Origin of the sequence: Pandoraea pulmonicola, from assembly GCF_000815105.2 — a bacterium.
Classification (GTDB): Bacteria; Pseudomonadota; Gammaproteobacteria; order Burkholderiales; family Burkholderiaceae; genus Pandoraea; species Pandoraea pulmonicola.
In genome coordinates, this window is record NZ_CP010310.2 from 960,814 (window position 1) to 978,257 (window position 17,444).

A 17,444-nucleotide genomic window follows, 5' to 3' on the forward strand; every position below is an offset into this window, starting at 1 on the left:
CCGCTGTGCGGTCCGGCCGATCGCGTTGGACGGCGGCTTACTGGCAGGCCGTGTTCTGCGCGTTGCGAAGGCGCACGGCTTCCGGAATCGGCACGATGGCGCGCAACGACGGCGCGCCCTTTTCGAACAGGATCAGTTCGCCCGGCTCGAAGGTCGTCCAGGTTTCGTTGTCGGTGAGCGGCACCGTGGCGATGACGGCCACGCGATCGGCCGGCGTCGTGAACTTGGCGAAGTCGATTTCCCAGTCGGCGTCGATCAGGTGGGCCTTCGCGAACGGCCATTGGCGAGCGATGAAGTGCAGCCGCGTGGAGCAGTGGGCGATGAGCGCCTGTCCGTTCGAGAGCACGAAGTTGAACACGCCGTGGCGCGTGATCGTGCGCGTGATGTCTTCAACCGCGTGAAACAGTTCGTCGAGCGGCGGCTGCGAGCCGGGGAAGCGCTTGCGCAGTCCCTGCATGATGTCGCAGAACGCGCGCTCGCTGTCGGTCGTGCCGACTGGCTGGTAGACGCCCGAGAGGAAGGGATCGTAGTCGTGAAGATCGCCGTTGTGGGCGAAGATCCAGTGGCGACCCCACAGTTCGCGCTGGAACGGGTGGCAGTTCTCCAGTTCGACGATGCCTTGCGTCGCCTTGCGGATATGCGCGATCACGTTCTTGGATTTGATCGGGTACTTCTTCACCAGCTCGGCAATGGGCGAGTTCGCCGCCGCCTGATGGTCGATGAACAGCCGGCAGGCCTTGTCCTCGAAGAACGCGATGCCCCATCCGTCGGCATGGTGATCCGTGCCGCCCCCGCGCGCCGCAAAACCGGTAAATGAGAACGTGATGTCGGTCGGTTCCGCGCAATTCATTCCGAGCAGCTGGCACATGGGACGGGTAAATCGATGATTGGCTGCGAACGTCGTGTCGGAGCGCCGCAACCGTTACAATATGGGGTTGCACAAGCATAGCACCGGCCCTTGTGCACGTACATTCCCACCCAAGAAGTCCGTCGCGCCGACGCGTCACCTCGCGCCGCCCCGGTCTCGTGGGTCAGCCGTCCCCCAAGCCCCGGAAAACACCCATGACGACCGAACTGACCATCACCCGTCCCGATGACTGGCACCTGCACGTACGCGATGGCGACGTGCTCAGGAGCGTGCTGCCCGACAGCGCCCGCCAGTTCGGCCGTGCGATCATCATGCCGAACCTCAAGCCGCCGGTCACCACGACCGAGCAGGCCGCCGCCTATCGCGAGCGCATTCTCGCCGCACGCCCGGCCGGCAACACGTTCGAGCCGTTGATGACGCTCTACCTGACCGACAACACGCCGGGCGACGAGATTCGCCGCGCCAAGGCGTCGGGCTTCGTGCACGGCGTGAAGCTCTACCCGGCCGGCGCCACGACGAACTCCGATGCGGGCGTGACGGATCTGGCGAAGTGCAGCGGCGCGCTCGAAGCGATGCAGGACATCGGCATGCCGCTGCTGGTGCACGGCGAGGTGACGAGCTCGGACATCGATATCTTCGATCGCGAAAAGGTCTTCATCGACCGTGTCATGACGCCACTGCGCCGCGATTATCCGGGCCTGAAGGTGGTCTTCGAGCACATCACCACGAAGGACGCCGCCGAGTACGTTGCCCAGGCCGAAGGCCCGATCGCCGCGACCATCACCGCGCATCACCTGCTGTACAACCGCAACGCGATCTTCACGGGCGGCATTCGTCCGCATTACTACTGCCTGCCGGTGCTCAAGCGCGAGACGCATCGCGAGGCGCTGGTCAAGGCGGCCACCTCGGGCAGCAACCGCTTCTTCCTGGGTACCGACAGTGCGCCGCACGCCCGTGGCGTGAAGGAAGCCGCCTGCGGTTGCGCCGGCTGCTACACGGCGTTGCACGCGGTGGAGCTGTACGCGGAAGCCTTCGACAAGGCGGGAGCCCTCGACAAGCTGGAGGGTTTCGCGAGCTTCCACGGCCCGGACTTCTACGCGCTGCCGCGCAACGCCGACAAGATCACGCTGGTGCGCGAGAACTGGGAACTGCCGGCCGAACTGCCGATGGGCGACGCGACCGTCGTGCCGCTGCGCGGCGGCGAAGTCATCGGCTGGAAGCTCAAGGGCTGAGCTTCATCGTCATATGTGGCTGCGTGCCGGTAAAGCGCCGGACGGGCGTGCCGTTGCCGTGACGGGGCTGCCGGAGATCGACTGGGCCGCGCCGTGGTTCGAGGCGGTGGCGGCACTGGGTCAGGGCGCGCTTTCGACGCCCGACTGGCGCGAGGCGTTGTCGGCGTGTGCGGCGAGGGCGGGGCTGGCGAGCGGGCAGGGACGGCCGCTGTGCTTCGTCGCGCAGGAGGCGCTGCCGGCCGGCATAGCCTACGAGGCATTCATTGCGGCGACGGGCGGCGTGCCGACGCGCCGCAACCTGCATGATTTCTTCAACGCACTCATCTGGCTGACGTACCCGGGCGGGAAGGCGGCGCTCAATGCGCGGCAGGCGGCGGCCATCGCCGCGCAGGGCGTGCAAGCCACCCGCGGGGCGACGCGCGACGCCGCCACGCTTTTCGACGAGAACGCCGTCGTCTTCGCCTGCAGCGACCCCGCGCTGGGGTTGGCGCTGCGCGCCTTCGACTGGCGCACGCTGTTCGTCGAACGCCGCGCCGACTGGGGACTTGCCTGCGAGGTCCAGCCGTTCGGGCATGCCTTGCTGGAAAAGCTCGTCGCGCCCTACAAGTCGATCACGGCGCATGCATGGATCGTCGAGGTGCCCGAGGAGTACTTTCGCTGGCCTTCGCCGCGGCGCCGTCTCTGGCTCGACGACCGGATGGTCCCGACGCTTGCCGGCGAGCCGCTCACCCCGCGCGACTTCGCGCCGCTGCCGGTGTTGGGCGTCCCCGGATGGTGGGCCGCCAACGCCGATCCGGACTTCTATCTCGATACGTCGGTGTTTCGCGCCGGCCGGCGCCAGAAGTCGTAGTCTCGGCAGGGCTGACGCGAATGCGAGGCCCGCGTGATACACTTCGGCCCGCAGAGTCGGCCAGACAACCGCCGCCTTCCTTCGGGAAGGGGGAGGAAAGTCCGGACTCCACAGGGCAGGGTGATGGCTAACGGCCATCCGTCGTGAGACGCGGAACAGGGCAACAGAGAGCAGACCGCCGATGGCCCCTGGCGAAAGCCAGGCGGATCAGGTAAGGGTGAAACGGTGCGGTAAGAGCGCACCGCGGCGTGCGGCAACGCACACGGCACGGTAACCTCCACCCGGAGCAATTCCAAATAGGCAGGTGAGCGGCATGCACCTCGTGTGCGTGTCGGCAACGGGGCCCCCGGGAGCCTGCGGGTAGGAAGCTTGAGCGGCGCAGTGATGCGTCGTCTAGAGGAATGGTTGTCAGGCGCGGCGCAAGCCGCGTTCACAGAATCCGGCTTATCGGCCGGCTCTGCATCCCAACAAAAGCAAGAGGCTCCCTCGGGAGCCTTTTGTGCACTTGCGGCGTACCGCCGATCAGCCTTCGACGATTTCCACGCTGTGCGTGAGCTCCGCCGTCTTGGCGAGCATGATCGACGCCGAACAGTACTTTTCGTGCGACAGCGTCACCGCACGCTCCACCGTGGCCGGGTTCAGATTGCGGCCCGTGACGGTGAAATGGAAGTGGATCTTGGTGAAGACTTTCGGATCTTCGCTGGCACGCTCCGCCTTGAGCGTGACGCTGCAGCCCTTCACCTCGGCACGACTCTTCTTGAGAATCAGCACCACGTCGTACGCGGTGCAGCCGCCGGTACCGACCAGCAGCATTTCCATCGGACGCGGCGCCTGATTGTGGCCGCCGCCCTCCGGCGCTCCGTCCATCGCGACGATGTGACCGCTACCCGTCTGCGCGATGAAGGCCATGCCGTCCTGGCCCATCCAGCTAACCTTGCATTCCATATCTCGAAACCCCGATTTCCCATTCAAGCAAAAATTGTAGCGGCTTCCGCAATCGTGCGTACGATGCCGTCCCGCAACCTCGAGCGCCGGTGTTTTCGGCGCGGGTTGCTGCATTGCAATATTGACGCTTTTTTGATCGGGTTTTGACGAGGATAAACCCTAAATTCAGGCCGATCGCTCTAGCGATATGGAGGTTTTCAGCCGTGTTTGTCTCGTAGGTGCATGAATATTAAGGGATTTATAGAAATTTCTTCTGTATTTGAAATTCCATATTGTGGAATTGAATTTCGTACTATAAATTTTCTTGCAACGCAGCATGGGGTTTGCTACACTGCACTCATTGGTTGTTGTGCTTCACAGCAACGCTGCAAGTGTCTCCTCCACCCTCCTCCTTTGGTGGATTTAACCCGGACCCTCGAGGTTCGGGTTTTTTTTGTGCGACCGGAAACGCGTTTACCGGTCGATGGCTTTTTTCTGTATAATCAACGGCTTTTCCGGGAATGCCCACGGAAAGAGCATCAGGGAGAGCCTGCAAGCACAGGACTGCGCCATGCGACCGAAGCGTCGCCAGGACGCGGCCGGCAGACAAGCAGGAAGTTGGTGTCTATGGGGCAAACAGTATTTTTTTGGATCGATCATGAAGACGTTTTCCGCTAAGCCGGCAGAGGTGACGCGCGAATGGTTTGTGATTGACGCGACGGACAAAGTCCTCGGCCGTGTCGCCAGCGAAGTGGCACGCCGTCTGCGCGGCAAGCACAAGCCTGAATTCACGCCGCACGTTGATACTGGTGACTACATCATCATCGTCAACGCTGCCAAGCTGAAAGTCACGGGCGCGAAGCAAACTGACAAGAAGTACTACCGCCACACCGGTTATCCGGGCGGTATCTACGAAACCACGTTTGGCAAGATGCAAGAGCGTTTCCCGGGCCGTGCGCTCGAGAAGGCCGTGAAGGGCATGCTGCCGAAGGGTCCGCTGGGCTACGCGATGATCAAGAAGCTGAAGGTTTACGCCGACGGCAACCATCCGCACGAAGCGCAGCAACCGAAGTCGCTCGAGATCTAAGGGCCACGCCATGTTCAAAAACGATTGGAATTACGGCACCGGCCGTCGCAAGAGCGCTGTCGCTCGTGTGTTCATCAAGGCTGGCAAGGGCGACATCGTCGTCAATGGCAAGCCGATCAAAGAGTACTTTGCTCGCGAAACGTCGCTGATGATCGTTCGTCAGCCGCTCGAGTTGACCAACCACGCTGAAACGTTCGACATCAAGGTCAACGTTTCGGGCGGTGGTGAAACGGGTCAGGCCGGTGCGGTTCGTCACGGCATCACCCGCGCACTGATCGACTACGACGCGACGCTCAAGCCGACGCTGTCGACCGCTGGCTTCGTCACGCGCGACGCCCGTGAAGTCGAACGTAAGAAGGTTGGTCTGCACAAGGCCCGCCGTCGCAAGCAATTCTCGAAGCGTTAATCGCACGAGTGCTTGTCGCATCTGCTTCCGGCAGATGCAGGAAAGGCCGCCTCGGGCGGCCTTTTTTCATTTGGCGCGTCATGTTTGCACGCGTGGCGAGGCAGGGCCGTCGGGCGTGGCACCGTCCCACACGTGTCGTGGAAGCTTGATAGAATCGCGATTCCGATTCAAAGGGGTAGGACATGGTCAAGGTAGGTATCGTAGGCGGCACCGGCTATACGGGTGTGGAACTCCTCCGTTTGCTCGCGCAGCACCCGGAAGTGAAGTTGACGGCGATTACCTCGCGCAAGGAAGCGGGTACGCCGGTCGCCGATATGTATCCGAACCTGCGAGGCCGTGTCGACCTGGCATTCGTGACGCCTGACGACGCTCGTCTGACCGACTGCGACGTGGTGTTCTTCGCCACGCCGCACGGCGTGGCCATGGCGCAGGCGCGTGAATTGCTCGCCGCCGGGGTGCGCGTGATCGACCTGGCGGCAGACTTCCGCCTGAAGGATACCGCCACGTTCGAGAAGTGGTACGGCATGCCCCACGCCTGCCCGGACATTCTGGAAGAAGCCGTCTATGGCCTGCCCGAAATCAACCGTGAGCAAATCAAGAGCGCCCGCGTGATCGGCCTGCCGGGCTGCTATCCGACGTCCGTTCAGCTCGGCTACGCGCCGCTGTTCGCCGGCGGCCGCAAGCTGGTCGATCCGAAACACCTGATCGCGGACGCGAAGTCGGGCGCCAGCGGCGCCGGCCGCAAGGGCGAGACCTCGCTGATCCTCGCGGAGACGGCCGACAACTTCAAGGCTTACGGCGTGAAGGGGCATCGTCACCACCCGGAAATCAAGCAGGGGCTGGAGGCCATCGCCGGCTACGAAGTGGGTCTGACGTTCGTGCCGCACCTGCTGCCGACCATTCGCGGTATCCATTCGACGCTGTATGCGACGATTCTGCCCGAGGCGCGCGACACCGACTTCCAGGCGCTGTTCGAGACGTACTACGCCGGCGAGCCGTTCGTGGACGTGCTGCCGGCCGGCTCGATGCCCGAGACGCGCTGGGTGCGCGCCTCGAACTACGTGCGCGTGGCGGTGCATCGCCCGGGCAATGAAGACACACTGGTGATCCTTGTGGTCGAGGACAACCTGGTCAAGGGCGCGTCCGGTCAGGGCGTGCAATGTATGAACCTGATGTTCGGCTTGCCGGAAAATACGGGCCTGACCCATATTCCCGTACTGCCGTAACGGTATTTATCGTCCCTAAGCGCTTGATTTTTCTGCCATCGGCACGATTTTGGTTTAGGGACTAGAATGGTACCGAAACGATTTTTGGAGATTTGCGATGAACGCACCGCTTGAGGCCGCCGTCACGGAAATGCCCGCGTTCCTGGTCTTTACCGACAGCGCCGCGGACAAGGTCAAGCAACTGATCGACGAGGAAGGCAACCCCGAGCTCAAACTGCGCGTTTTCGTGCAGGGCGGCGGGTGCTCCGGCTTTCAGTACGGTTTCACCTTCGATGAAGACGTCAACGAAGACGACACCGTGCTCGACAAGAACGGCGTATCGCTGCTGATTGACTCGATGAGCTATCAATACCTCGTCGGCGCCGAGATCGACTACAAGGAAGATATCAACGGCGCCCAGTTCGTGATCAAGAACCCGAACGCGACCACGACGTGTGGCTGCGGTTCGTCGTTCTCGGTCTGAGCCAAGCAACGATCATGGACGGACGCAACGGCTAGACGAACGCTGTCAGCGCTCCTGTTCATAGAAAACCCCCTCGGGCTCGAGGGGGTTTTTTTGCGCTTTCGCACATGGCGACGGACGAAGCTCGAACGCGTGGCGCAGCGAAGACCGCTACGCCTTTTCCAGTGCCTGCGCCAGATCGTTCTTGAGATCCTCGACGTGTTCTATGCCCACGGAATAGCGCACCAGATCCGGGGGTATCACGTCATTGGGCGCGGCGTCCGTCATCGTCCCGCCCCACATTGTGGCGACATGGATCGCCAGTGAGTTGATGCCGCCGAGGCTCCCGGCCACCAGAGGAATGTTCAGGCCGGCGACCACACGTTTTGCCGCGTCGCAGCCGGCGCTGACCCGAAACGTCAGCACGCCGCCGAATCCTCGCATCTGCCGGCAAGCCAGATCGAATTGCGGATGGCACCTGAGTCCGGGGTGCAATACGTCGCCCACTTTCGGATGCGCCAGGAGAAATTCAGCCAGCTCCATCGCATTCCGATTGATCCGCTCCATTCGCAACGGGAACGTGCGTATGCCGCGCAGCAATAGCCAGGCGTCCATGGGCGAGAGGACCGAACCGACGGTGAGATGTGTGTGCCAGATCCGCTCGGCTAACGCATGGCTAGTACAAATCACGCCGCCTGTGAGGTCGTGATGTCCTCCCAGATACTTGGTCGCGCTGTGAACGACAACATCGATGCCCAACCGGTGAGGCTGCTGATTGATCGGCGAGGCAAAGGTGTTATCGGCGACGGTGATAATGCCACGCGCCTTCGCTGCTTTCGCGACACTTGCAATATCGGTCAGTTCCAAGAGTGGATTGGCGGGAGATTCGAGAACGATGAGCCTGGTGTTCTCCCGCATCGCCGATGTGAAGGCCGCGGTGTCCGTCTGGTCGACCAGCGAGCGCTCGACGCCCAATTTACCCAGCATGTCGTCGAGCAACTTTGCCGTGCTCATGTAGTGACGCCGTTGGGCGATCACATGATCCCCGGCACTGAGCAGCGCAAGAAGTGTCGTGGTCATTGCGCCCATGCCGGAACCCGTCACCAAGGCGGTTTCCGTGCCTTCCAGCTCCGCCATGACGACCTTGACCCGCTCGTGCACCGGGTTGCCGTACCGAGTATAGTTGCGTGCGTGCTGCGGCACGCTCGACATCCTGGCGAAGTCGGCTTCGTCGGATGCGGCAAAGACGGAACTGTAGTGGATGGCGGGCGCAACGTCGCTTTTGTCGGCGACCTCGCGGTCGCCCATGACGGATGTTGTTTCAATGCGAAGCATGCTGTGGGTGCTCCTCAACGCGGCAAGATACCTTCTCAGGCCAAGGTATGGAATTTCGCCAGATACGCCACGCCTTCGTCGTTGGGTTCCTCCTTGGCGCCGGTAATCCAGTGTCGGCAATTCGCGCTGTGGCAGGCGCATGGGAACTGGCGCGCCAGTATGTCCTCCGTGGAAGCGTAGTCCATGGTCAGAAATTCCCCGATTTCGATATCCCGCAACGCAAAGACTTCAAGACGCTTCATGTCGAGCATGACCGACGGCGAGCACGAATGCAGCAGTAGCCCGGCAAAGTAGGGATCGTAGAGATGTGTACTCTCGCTCACCTGCAAGGTGTGCAGTTTGCGCTCACTGGAGAGCACGCCCACAATGTGACTCACGAGATGTCCGCGAGTGTGGGGAACGAGCGTTCGTACACCATAGCCCCTGCCTTCCGTGTCGCGACAGACTTCGAATTTCTCTGGCGACGGATACCCCGTCTTGATCCATTCGAATGGGTAGGCTTGTTGAGTTTCGACCATGACAAATACCTCGTGGGGAAATGTTCTAGTGATGCTCGAAAGAGCGCCGGGTAGGCGTTCCAAGAGTGGCACGCTGATTGCGTAACTCAAAGGATTTGCTGGGGACTTTGGGAGATAACTTTCTACCGGCGCGGCGCGTGCAGCGACGGTGCGCCGGCCGAGACGCATGCCATGCGATGCCGCTATGCGCGCGCAGGAAGACGTGCCGACAGGGAATGCCGCATCGGCGTTGAACGTAGCGATGTCGCGACGTGTGTTTCAGTGCGGATACAGCGCGCCCAGAATGCGAGGTCCTTTCGCGCCGGTGACCGACGGGAGATTCCCCGGCTCGCGCGAGAGACAACGTTCGGCGAGCCAGGCGAATGCCAGCGCCTCGACCTGATGCGGTGGCACACCAAGTGCCTGTGTCGTCGTCACGGCGACGCCCGGCAAGCGCTCGGCAAGCGCCCGCATCAACGAAGCATTGCGCGTGCCGCCGCCGCAGGCGTAGAAGCCTTTGCATCCGGGGGCGTAACGCAGCACGTCGTTCGCGACGCACTGTGCTGTAAGCGCCACGAGGGTCGCCTGTACGTCGACCGGCGCGACGTTCGGAAACGCGGCCAGCTTGCCGTCGAGCCACGCGGCGTGGAACAGGTCGCGCCCGGTGCTCTTGGGTGGCGTCTGAGCGAAATACGGCTCGCTCAACAGGGCGGCGAGCAGTGCCTCGTCCACACGTCCGCTTGCGCCCCATGCGCCGCCGTCGTCATAGGGCTTGCCGAGATGGCGCGCGGCCCAGCCATCGAGCAGCGCGTTGCCCGGTCCGCAGTCGAAGCCAGACACCGGCTGGCCCATCGAGGACGCCGGCAGGATCGTGATGTTGCTGATGCCGCCGAGATTGCATACGACGCGCGTCTCACCGGCCTCGGCAAAGCGCGCCTGGTGGTAGGCCGGCACGAGCGGCGCCCCCTGACCGCCGGCGGCGACGTCGCGGTTGCGCAGATCGGCCACCACATCGATGCCCGTGAGCTCCGCGATAAGCGCCGGCGCATTGAGCTGGCGCGTATAGCCAACGCCGTCGAACTCGCCGGGGCGATGGCGGATCGTCTGGCCATGCGCGCCGATCGCAGCGATGGCGGACGCCGGCAAACCGGCCTTCGCAAGCAACTCGCTCACGCAATCGGCGTAATGCCGCGCGAGCGCGTTCGCCGCCAGCGCTTCACGGTGAAGTTCGTTCTCGGACGGCGCCTGCAGCACCATCAGCGTCTCGCGCAACGTCTCCGGAAACGCGATATAGGCTTCCGCGAGCACCTGGCCGTCGGGCGACGCGACAAGGACACCGTCGACGCCGTCAAGGCTGGTGCCCGACATCAGGCCGATGTAATGGGAGGAGGCGGACGCGGCGGCGCCCGGGCGGGCGCCTCGAGGGGCAAGGTCGGTCATGAGCGGAGCGCGAGCGGTGGGACGGCGCTAGTACGAAGGGCAGCGTGCCAACATGGCTGAAACGGCTGTCGCACCGGCAGGGCAAGCGGGCTCATCGCTCGCTCATCCCCCGCGCAGTGCGGCTCCTAGCATACCTCAATCGCGTTCGGCGACTTGCACGGTGCGCATCAGGTCGATGCGCTTGAGCAGGTTCTCGGCGTACATGTCGAACAGCTTCAGGCGGGCACCCGAGAGCGGTGCGACGGCGGCGACATCCGTGGCGAACGGATTGCGCGGCACGCCGTTCAGGCGCAGTTCGTAGTGCAGGTGCGGACCCGTCGCCCAGCCTGTCTGACCGACGAAGCCGATGACCTGACCCTGCGTGACGCGCGTGCCCGGCTTCACGCCCGGGCCGAAGCCGGACAGATGGGCGTAACGCGTCTGGTAGTTGCCGGCGTGATCGATCATGATCAGATTGCCGTAGCCGCTCTGCGTGCCGACGAACTTGACCACACCGTCACCGGCGGCAAACACCCGCGTGCCGATGGGGGCCGCCAGATCCACGCCTTCGTGCTTCTTCCACTGGTGCTGGAACGGATGCTCGCGTCCGCCGAACGCCGACGAGATCCGCGAAAATTCGACCGGCGTGCGCAGGAACGCCTGCTTGAGGTTGCGGCCGTCGAAGCCGTAATACGCGCCTTCGGGCGAGCTCTGCGGGTCGGCGTACCAGATGGCCTGATGGGTCTTGCCCTGATTGATGAACTCGATGGCGAGCACGCGTCCGGTGCGAACCGTGCGGTCCTGCTGCTTGATCACTTCGTACACGAGGCGGAAGCGATCGCCGCGGCGCACGTCGCGCTGGAAGTTGATCACGCCGGAGAAGATATTGACCATCTGCGCGACGACGGCGTCGGGCACGCCCGCATCGTCCATCGCGGTGAAGAAGTTGCCGGCGATGGCGCCGGAGCGCATGGCCCATTCGGTATCGTTGGCGAGCTGATCCATGCGCGCGCGAAGACGTCCGTCGTCGTTGCGATCGATGACGAGCTGCTGCGCGGCGGCGCTGCCGGTGGACAGAACGGTCGAGAGCGAGACGAGCTTGCCGTCGTCGTCGGTCTCGGCCTGCACGACCTGCCCGGCGGGCACGCCGATCAGACGGCGGGCGACGGCATTTTCGCGGATGAAGCGCTCGGCGGCCGGATCCTGGATCGACAGGCGCGAGAGCATGTCGCCCAGCGTTTCGCCGCGGCGCATTGCCACTTGATGAATAAAGGTCTGGGTTTGCGCGTCGAGCTGCTGGATTTGCCGGGCCAGATCGGGAAAGGTGAGCGGCAAAGTCACGCTCGCACCGTTGCGCGCCGATTCCGGCACCATGGGCGCCACGCCGAAAGCGGTCACCATTCCCAACGTCAGGGCCGAACCGACCGTTGCCACGATTTGCACCTTTCTTCGGCGGTGCTTCGGCTGCGTGGGATCGATCAGGGTCAGCAGTTCACGCGCAAAAAAATCACGGAGTTTTGGCCACATCACGTAAAATTCTGCGCAACTTACAAAAAAGCCCGGGCGGAGCGACACGCTTCGAGATTGCCTGCCGGAAATTCCGGGGCAACCCGGCGCCGCTTCGGCCCGAGCCGAGAAATGAGCGGTGATTATACCAGACGCACCGCCGTCTCCGCCCTTACTGACCGATTAGGGGGTACCCCAGATCGAGTCTGGACAATGATGTTATGACAAGTGAACACGCACTCACCTCGGATAAGAAGTACCCTGTGACCGACGCCACGCGGGCCGCACTGGCGATCGCCAAGCGCGGATGCGACGAGTTGCTCGTGGAAGAGGAGTTCCTGCAGAAACTGGCGCGCAGCGAAGCCACCGGCAAGCCGCTGCGCATCAAGCTGGGGCTGGATCCGACCGCGCCGGACATCCACATCGGGCACACCGTGGTGCTCAACAAGATGCGCCAGTTGCAGGATCTGGGGCATACGGTCATTTTCCTGATCGGTGACTTCACCTCGCTGATCGGCGACCCGTCGGGCCGCAACAGCACGCGCCCGCCGCTCACCCGCGAACAGATCGAGTCGAACGCCAAGACCTATTTCGAGCAGGCCGCGCTGGTGCTCGACCGCAGCAAGACCGAGATCCGCTACAACAGCGAGTGGTCGATGAAGCTGGGCGCTGACGGCATGATCAAGCTCGCTTCGCGCTACACCATGGCGCGCATGCTCGAGCGCGAAGACTTCACCAAGCGCTTCCAGGGCGGCGTGCCCATCGCCATCCATGAATTCCTGTACCCGCTCATGCAGGGCTACGATTCGGTCGCGCTGGAGTCGGATCTCGAGCTGGGCGGCACGGACCAGAAGTTCAATCTGCTCGTGGGCCGCGAACTGCAGAAGCAGTACGGTCAGGAGCCGCAGTGCATTCTCACGATGCCGCTGCTCGAAGGGCTCGACGGCGTCGAGAAGATGTCGAAGTCCAAGGGCAACTACGTGGGCATCAGCGAGAAGCCGAGCGAGATGTTCGGCAAGCTCATGAGCATCTCGGACGATCTGATGTGGCGCTACTACGAGCTGCTGTCGTTCCGCTCGCTCGAAGAGATCGCGCAACTGCGCAAGGAGGTCGAAGGCGGCCGCAACCCGCGCGACGTGAAGGTGCTGCTCGCGCAGGAAATCGTGGCGCGCTTCCATTCGCAGGCCGATGCCGAGCGCGCGCTCGAGGACTTCAACGCCCGCGCCCGCGGCGGCGTGCCGGACGACATTCCGGAAGTCTCGCTCGACGGTGCGCCGCTGGGCATTGCGCAACTGCTCAAGCAGGCGGGACTGGTGCCCTCGACGTCGGAAGCCAACCGCAACATCGACCAGGGTGGTGTGCGCGTCGACGGCGAAGCCGTGACCGACAAGGGCGCGAAGATCGAAGCCGGCACTTACGTCGTGCAAGTCGGCAAGCGCCGCTTTGCCCGCGTGACGCTCGCCTGAGCGTGTCCGCCGCGTTTTTCCGTCGCACTACGCGATGATCGCGCTCATCCAACGCGTGCTCGAAGCCGCGGTGACGGTCGATGGCCGCACCGTCGGCGCCATCGGCCCCGGCCTGCTTGCGCTGGTATGCGCCGAGCGCGGCGATACCGAAGCGAGCGCCGACAAACTGCTCGCGAAGCTGCTCGGCTGTCGCGTGTTCTCCGACGAGGCGGGCAAGATGAACCGCAGCGTGTCGAGCCTCGACGGCAACGGCGCGGCCGGCGGCTTGCTGCTCGTCTCGCAGTTCACGCTGGCGGCCGACACCAACAGCGGCACGCGTCCGAGCTTCACGCCGGCGGCGAGCCCGGCCGACGGCAAGCGCCTCTTCGACCATTTCGTCGCGCAGGCGCGTGCGCGCCATCCGATCGTGCAGACGGGCGAGTTCGGCGCGCACATGCGTGTCTCGCTGGTCAACGACGGCCCCGTGACGTTCTGGCTGCAAAGCCGGCCCGAAGCTGCCTGATCGCGTTCCAACGGCGGTCCCCGGCGGTCGCCCCGACAGCCAGCCGTGCCGCACGCTATTCGCATCGGTGTGGTACCGTCGACAGGTTTCGCAATGACAAAGCACGGGAAAGAGAGGATAGAGCGATGAAAGTCTGGAGTGAATCGTTTGCCGACAACGCGGCGATCGACCCGCAGTTCGCCTTTGGCAAACCCGATGCGCAGTCGCACGTGGCGCTGTCGCAGAACAAGAATCCGCATCTGGCCTGGTCCGATGCCCCCGCGGGCACGCGTTCGTTCGTCGTGATCTGTACCGACAGCGACGTGCCGAGCCGGGGTGACGACGTCAACCAGGAAGGCCGCGAAGTGCCGGCCGACCTGCCGCGCGTCGACTTCTATCACTGGGTGCTCGTGGACGTGCCGGCGTCGGTGTCGGAGATTCCGGCCGCGAGCCACAGCAATCACGTCACGCCGCGTGGCAAGTTCGGCCCCGACGCGCTCGACGGCATGCGTCACGGCGTGAACGACTACACCGCCTGGTTCGCCGGCGACGACGCCATGAAGGGCGATTACTACGGCTATGACGGCCCGTGCCCGCCGTGGAACGACACGATCGTCCACCACTATCGCTTCACGGTCTACGCGCTCGATATCGCCCGCGTGCCGCTCGACGGCCGTTTCGGCGGCGACGACGTGCTCGCCGCGATCAAGCCGCACGTGCTCGCCAGCGCCAGCGTAACCGGCACCTACTCGCTCAATCCGAAGGTGGCCTGACGGACCGATGGCCTGATGGCCCGTCGCTCGACCGCACCCTGCAATCGCAATCGATGAACCGCATGACGACCATCCTTACCCTGATTCGCCATGGCGAGACCGACTGGAACCGCATCAAGCGCATTCAGGGGCACACGGACATTGCGCTGTCGGTGGAAGGGGAGCGTCAGGCGGTGCGGTTGGGCGAGCGCATCGCGCGCGACGTGGCGGTGCATGGGCGCGTGTTCGATCACGTGCTCGCCAGCGATCTCCAGCGCGCGGTGCGGACGGCCGAGCCAATCGCCCGCGCCTGCGGTTTGCCGCTCGTACGCACCGCGAGTCTGCGCGAGCGGCACTACGGTGTGTTCGAGACCCGCATGCCCGACGAGATTCAGGCGGAATTCCCGCAGGACTATGCGCGCTGGCAGAGCCGCGATCCGGACTTCACGATTCCCGGCGGCGAGTCGATGCGTGGCTTCTACACCCGCATCACCGGCTTCGTCTCGCAGCTGCTGCGCGATCATGCGGGGCAACATCTCGCACTCGTGGCGCACGGCGGCGTGCTCGACTGCTGCCATCGCTTCGCGACAGGCCTGGCGTTGAACGAACCGCGTTCCTACCCATTGCTCAATGCGAGCGTGAACCGTCTGGCCTACGACGGCGAGCGGTGGCACGTGCTGAGTTGGGGCGACGTCTCGCACCTGGACGACGCCGTGCGCGACGAGAGCAACGACAAGCCGGGCGAGGAGACGGCGGATCGCGTCGATCCGCGCGTGGTGTAACGCCGGTCACGCGGCATCCTGCGTGCGCGTCCGGTCAGCGCTCGAGCGACGGCTGCCCGTTGACGACGTCCGGCGCGGCCAGCGCGCGGCGTCGCGCGCGATGCGCCACGCTGTTGCGCATGGCCCATCGGGCGAGCTGTGCGGTATGCCGGACGGCAGGGCGCACTGTCAGGCGCCGTACCGCCGCGCGCTCGGCGAACCCGAGCATCGCCTGCGACCACTCGGGAAGCAGATCGATGCCCGCCCGGAACAACAACCCACTGAACATGCGAGCCCCGGCGAATGGCGCGGGCAGATTGCGCAGCACGCGAACGACTTCGTCCGTGCGCTCGCTGGTCTGCAGCGCCGGGCGCATCGCCGCCAGGTACTCGTCGATCTGCGCGACGCTCGTCGGCACGTCGCGCGCGCCGAGGGCGATCGCGATGCGCGAGACTTCCGCGTAGTAGCGATCCTGTTCGCTGCGGGCAAACGCCGGGTCCTTGTAGACGAGATAGCTGCGCAGGAAACTCGACGTCTCCGCGACGTGCACCCACGTGAGCAGATCTGGATCGTAGGCCGCGTAGGGACGGCCGTCGGGCGCCGTGCCCTTGACCTGGAGATGGATGCGGCGCACGCGTTCGAGCAGCGCCTCGGCGTCGGCCGTGTTGCCGAACGTCGTGCCGCCGATGAAGGTGGCGGTGCGGCGTAGGCGGCCGATCACGTCCTGGCGGAACGTCGAGTGATCCCAGACGCCCGCCATGGCAAGCGGATGCAACGATTGCAGCAGGAGTGCGCTGATGCCGCCGATCATCATCGACGTGAAGTCGCCGTGCACGTGCCAGCATGCCGCATCGGGGCCGAACAGGCCGGGATCGCCGGGCGGGGTGTCGTAGTTCAGGCGCGGTGCGCCAGGGCCGGAGGTCAGGCTCACGAGCCGCATGGCGATCGCGTGCCGCACTCGTCCCGACACGCCCACGACCGGCCCGGCAGGCCGCAGGGGTGTTGCCGGTGGTGGCGTGGGGAGGTCGTCGTGCGGGGACATGCGCTGGCCAGTGCTGTGTGACGAGGAAGAGGGGAAAAGACGATAACGAAGGAAGCGGCGCTCTGACTCGCGTCTTACTTGCCGGTCGCGTCGGGCGCCCAGAGCGTGCCGCTTTCGGGGGCGCTGCCGGGGGCGGCCAGACCGAAGTGGCGATACGCGGCGAGGGTGGCCACACGGCCGCGCGGCGTGCGCTGCAGGAAGCCTTGCTGGATCAGGTACGGCTCGATCACGTCCTCGATGGTGTCGCGCTCCTCGCCGATCGCGGCGGCGAGGTTGTCGACGCCGACCGGGCCGCCGTCGAACTTGTGCAACACGGCTTCGAGAAGCTTGCGGTCCATCACGTCGAAGCCGACCGGGTCGACGTCGAGCATGCGGAGCGCCGCGTCCGCGACAGCGGCCGTAATGCGTCCGTCGGCCTTCACTTCGGCGTAGTCGCGCACGCGACGCAGCAGGCGGTTGGCGATACGCGGCGTGCCGCGCGCGCGACGCGCGATCTCGTACGCACCGTCGTCGGCGATCGAGGCGCTGAGCAGACCGGCCGAGCGGCGCACGATGCCCGCCAGTTCGTCGGCCGAGTAGAACTCCAGGCGCGCCACGATCCCGAAGCGGTCGCGCAGCGGATTGGTCAGCATGCCCGCGCGAGTGGTCGCGCCCACGAGCGTGAACGGCTGCAGGTCGAGCTTGACGCTGCGCGCCGCCGGCCCCTCGCCGATCATGATGTCGATCTGATAGTCCTCGAGCGCCGGGTACAGGATTTCCTCGACAACCGGCGAAAGCCGGTGAATTTCGTCGATGAACAGGACGTCGTTGGCTTCGAGGTTGGTGAGCAGCGCGGCGAGATCGCCCGGGCGCTCGAGCACGGGGCCGGAGGTCTGGCGCAGGTGCACGCCCATCTCGCGCGCGATGATGTGCGCGAGCGTGGTCTTGCCCAGACCCGGTGGCCCGAACAGCAGCACGTGGTCGAGCGGCTCCGAGCGCTTGCGGGCCGCCTCGATGAAGATCTCCAGCTGATCGCGCACCTTGCGCTGGCCGACGTATTCGTCGAGCAGCTTGGGGCGCAGCGCGCGCTCGAAGGCTTCTTCGTTGGGCGAGGCCGGGGTCGGCGCAATGATGCGCTCGGCGGCGAGTTTGTCGGTTTCGATCATGGCTG

Annotated in this window: 18 protein-coding genes and 1 other RNA gene; 11 read left to right on the forward strand and 8 right to left on the reverse strand. The window is 64.5% G+C overall.

Going from position 1 to position 17,444, the window contains the following annotated elements; translation table 11 throughout:
* Nucleotides 1-37 precede the first annotated feature (37 nt).
* Nucleotides 38-868: a class II glutamine amidotransferase gene (locus RO07_RS04250; RefSeq protein WP_039408306.1), complete on the reverse strand. Its 831-nt coding sequence runs from the start codon at nt 866-868 to the stop codon at nt 38-40.
* Nucleotides 869-1,062: 194 nt separating this feature from the next.
* On the opposite strand from RO07_RS04250, the gene pyrC reads away from it, so the two are divergent.
* From pyrC to rnpB, 3 genes are all read left to right on the forward strand, one after another.
* On the forward strand, nt 1,063-2,100 hold the full coding sequence (pyrC, locus tag RO07_RS04255) for a dihydroorotase (RefSeq protein ID WP_039408309.1): 1,038 nt from the start codon (nt 1,063-1,065) through the stop codon (nt 2,098-2,100).
* A 13-nt stretch (nt 2,101-2,113) separates the two neighbouring features.
* Nucleotides 2,114-2,950, forward strand: a complete 837-nt coding sequence (locus tag RO07_RS04260; protein WP_084072433.1) for a DUF3025 domain-containing protein — start codon at nt 2,114-2,116, stop codon at nt 2,948-2,950.
* A 52-nt stretch (nt 2,951-3,002) separates the two neighbouring features.
* Nucleotides 3,003-3,413, forward strand: an RNA gene (rnpB, locus tag RO07_RS04265) — RNase P RNA component class A.
* Nucleotides 3,414-3,472: 59 nt separating this feature from the next.
* Here rnpB and RO07_RS04270 read toward each other — a convergent pair.
* Nucleotides 3,473-3,895: an OsmC family protein gene (locus RO07_RS04270; RefSeq protein WP_039408312.1), complete on the reverse strand. Its 423-nt coding sequence runs from the start codon at nt 3,893-3,895 to the stop codon at nt 3,473-3,475.
* 637 nt (nt 3,896-4,532) lie between these two features.
* Between RO07_RS04270 and rplM the strand changes: the two genes are divergently transcribed.
* From rplM to erpA, 4 genes are all read left to right on the forward strand, one after another.
* The gene (gene rplM / locus RO07_RS04275; protein ID WP_010805091.1) at nt 4,533-4,961 is read left to right on the forward strand and encodes a 50S ribosomal protein L13; all 429 of its coding nucleotides are present in this window, start codon (nt 4,533-4,535) and stop codon (nt 4,959-4,961) included.
* A 10-nt stretch (nt 4,962-4,971) separates the two neighbouring features.
* Nucleotides 4,972-5,367 (forward strand): 30S ribosomal protein S9, encoded by a 396-nt coding sequence (rpsI, locus tag RO07_RS04280; RefSeq protein ID WP_010805092.1) that lies wholly within the window; start codon nt 4,972-4,974, stop codon nt 5,365-5,367.
* Between the two features lie 182 nt (nt 5,368-5,549).
* On the forward strand, nt 5,550-6,593 hold the full coding sequence (gene argC, locus RO07_RS04285) for an N-acetyl-gamma-glutamyl-phosphate reductase (RefSeq protein ID WP_039408315.1): 1,044 nt from the start codon (nt 5,550-5,552) through the stop codon (nt 6,591-6,593).
* A 97-nt stretch (nt 6,594-6,690) separates the two neighbouring features.
* Nucleotides 6,691-7,056: an iron-sulfur cluster insertion protein ErpA gene (gene erpA, locus RO07_RS04290; RefSeq protein ID WP_023597499.1), complete on the forward strand. Its 366-nt coding sequence runs from the start codon at nt 6,691-6,693 to the stop codon at nt 7,054-7,056.
* 150 nt (nt 7,057-7,206) lie between these two features.
* On the opposite strand, the gene RO07_RS04295 is transcribed toward erpA, so the two are convergent.
* From RO07_RS04295 to RO07_RS04310, 4 genes are all read right to left on the reverse strand, one after another.
* On the reverse strand, nt 7,207-8,370 hold the full coding sequence (locus RO07_RS04295; RefSeq protein WP_052267010.1) for a trans-sulfuration enzyme family protein: 1,164 nt from the start codon (nt 8,368-8,370) through the stop codon (nt 7,207-7,209).
* A gap of 35 nt (nt 8,371-8,405) precedes the next feature.
* On the reverse strand, nt 8,406-8,747 hold the full coding sequence (locus RO07_RS04300) for an SET domain-containing protein-lysine N-methyltransferase (protein ID WP_218919079.1): 342 nt from the start codon (nt 8,745-8,747) through the stop codon (nt 8,406-8,408).
* A 399-nt stretch (nt 8,748-9,146) separates the two neighbouring features.
* Complete coding sequence (locus tag RO07_RS04305; protein ID WP_052267011.1) at nt 9,147-10,307, reverse strand: anhydro-N-acetylmuramic acid kinase; 1,161 nt, start codon at nt 10,305-10,307, stop codon at nt 9,147-9,149.
* Between the two features lie 135 nt (nt 10,308-10,442).
* Nucleotides 10,443-11,813: a M23 family metallopeptidase gene (locus tag RO07_RS04310; RefSeq protein ID WP_039408325.1), complete on the reverse strand. Its 1,371-nt coding sequence runs from the start codon at nt 11,811-11,813 to the stop codon at nt 10,443-10,445.
* A 200-nt stretch (nt 11,814-12,013) separates the two neighbouring features.
* On the opposite strand from RO07_RS04310, the gene tyrS reads away from it, so the two are divergent.
* The 4 genes from tyrS (at nt 12,014) to RO07_RS04330 (ending at nt 15,273) form a co-directional block, all read left to right on the forward strand.
* On the forward strand, nt 12,014-13,258 hold the full coding sequence (tyrS, locus tag RO07_RS04315; RefSeq protein WP_039408328.1) for a tyrosine--tRNA ligase: 1,245 nt from the start codon (nt 12,014-12,016) through the stop codon (nt 13,256-13,258).
* A 34-nt stretch (nt 13,259-13,292) separates the two neighbouring features.
* The gene (gene dtd, locus RO07_RS04320) at nt 13,293-13,760 is read left to right on the forward strand and encodes a D-aminoacyl-tRNA deacylase (RefSeq protein WP_039408330.1); all 468 of its coding nucleotides are present in this window, start codon (nt 13,293-13,295) and stop codon (nt 13,758-13,760) included.
* Between the two features lie 125 nt (nt 13,761-13,885).
* Nucleotides 13,886-14,512, forward strand: a complete 627-nt coding sequence (locus RO07_RS04325) for a YbhB/YbcL family Raf kinase inhibitor-like protein (RefSeq protein ID WP_039408332.1) — start codon at nt 13,886-13,888, stop codon at nt 14,510-14,512.
* A 62-nt stretch (nt 14,513-14,574) separates the two neighbouring features.
* Entirely contained in the window at nt 14,575-15,273 is a 699-nt protein-coding gene (locus RO07_RS04330) for a histidine phosphatase family protein (protein ID WP_039414275.1), read from the forward strand.
* Between the two features lie 34 nt (nt 15,274-15,307).
* Here the strand turns inward: RO07_RS04330 and RO07_RS04335 are convergent, their stop codons facing one another.
* Together RO07_RS04335 and ruvB are read right to left on the reverse strand one after the other, a co-directional pair.
* A complete protein-coding gene (locus RO07_RS04335) occupies nt 15,308-16,294 on the reverse strand; it encodes an oxygenase MpaB family protein (protein ID WP_072636952.1) in 987 nt (328 codons plus the stop codon).
* A 74-nt stretch (nt 16,295-16,368) separates the two neighbouring features.
* On the reverse strand, nt 16,369-17,439 hold the full coding sequence (gene ruvB / locus RO07_RS04340; RefSeq protein WP_039408335.1) for a Holliday junction branch migration DNA helicase RuvB: 1,071 nt from the start codon (nt 17,437-17,439) through the stop codon (nt 16,369-16,371).
* Nucleotides 17,440-17,444: the final 5 nt, after the last annotated feature.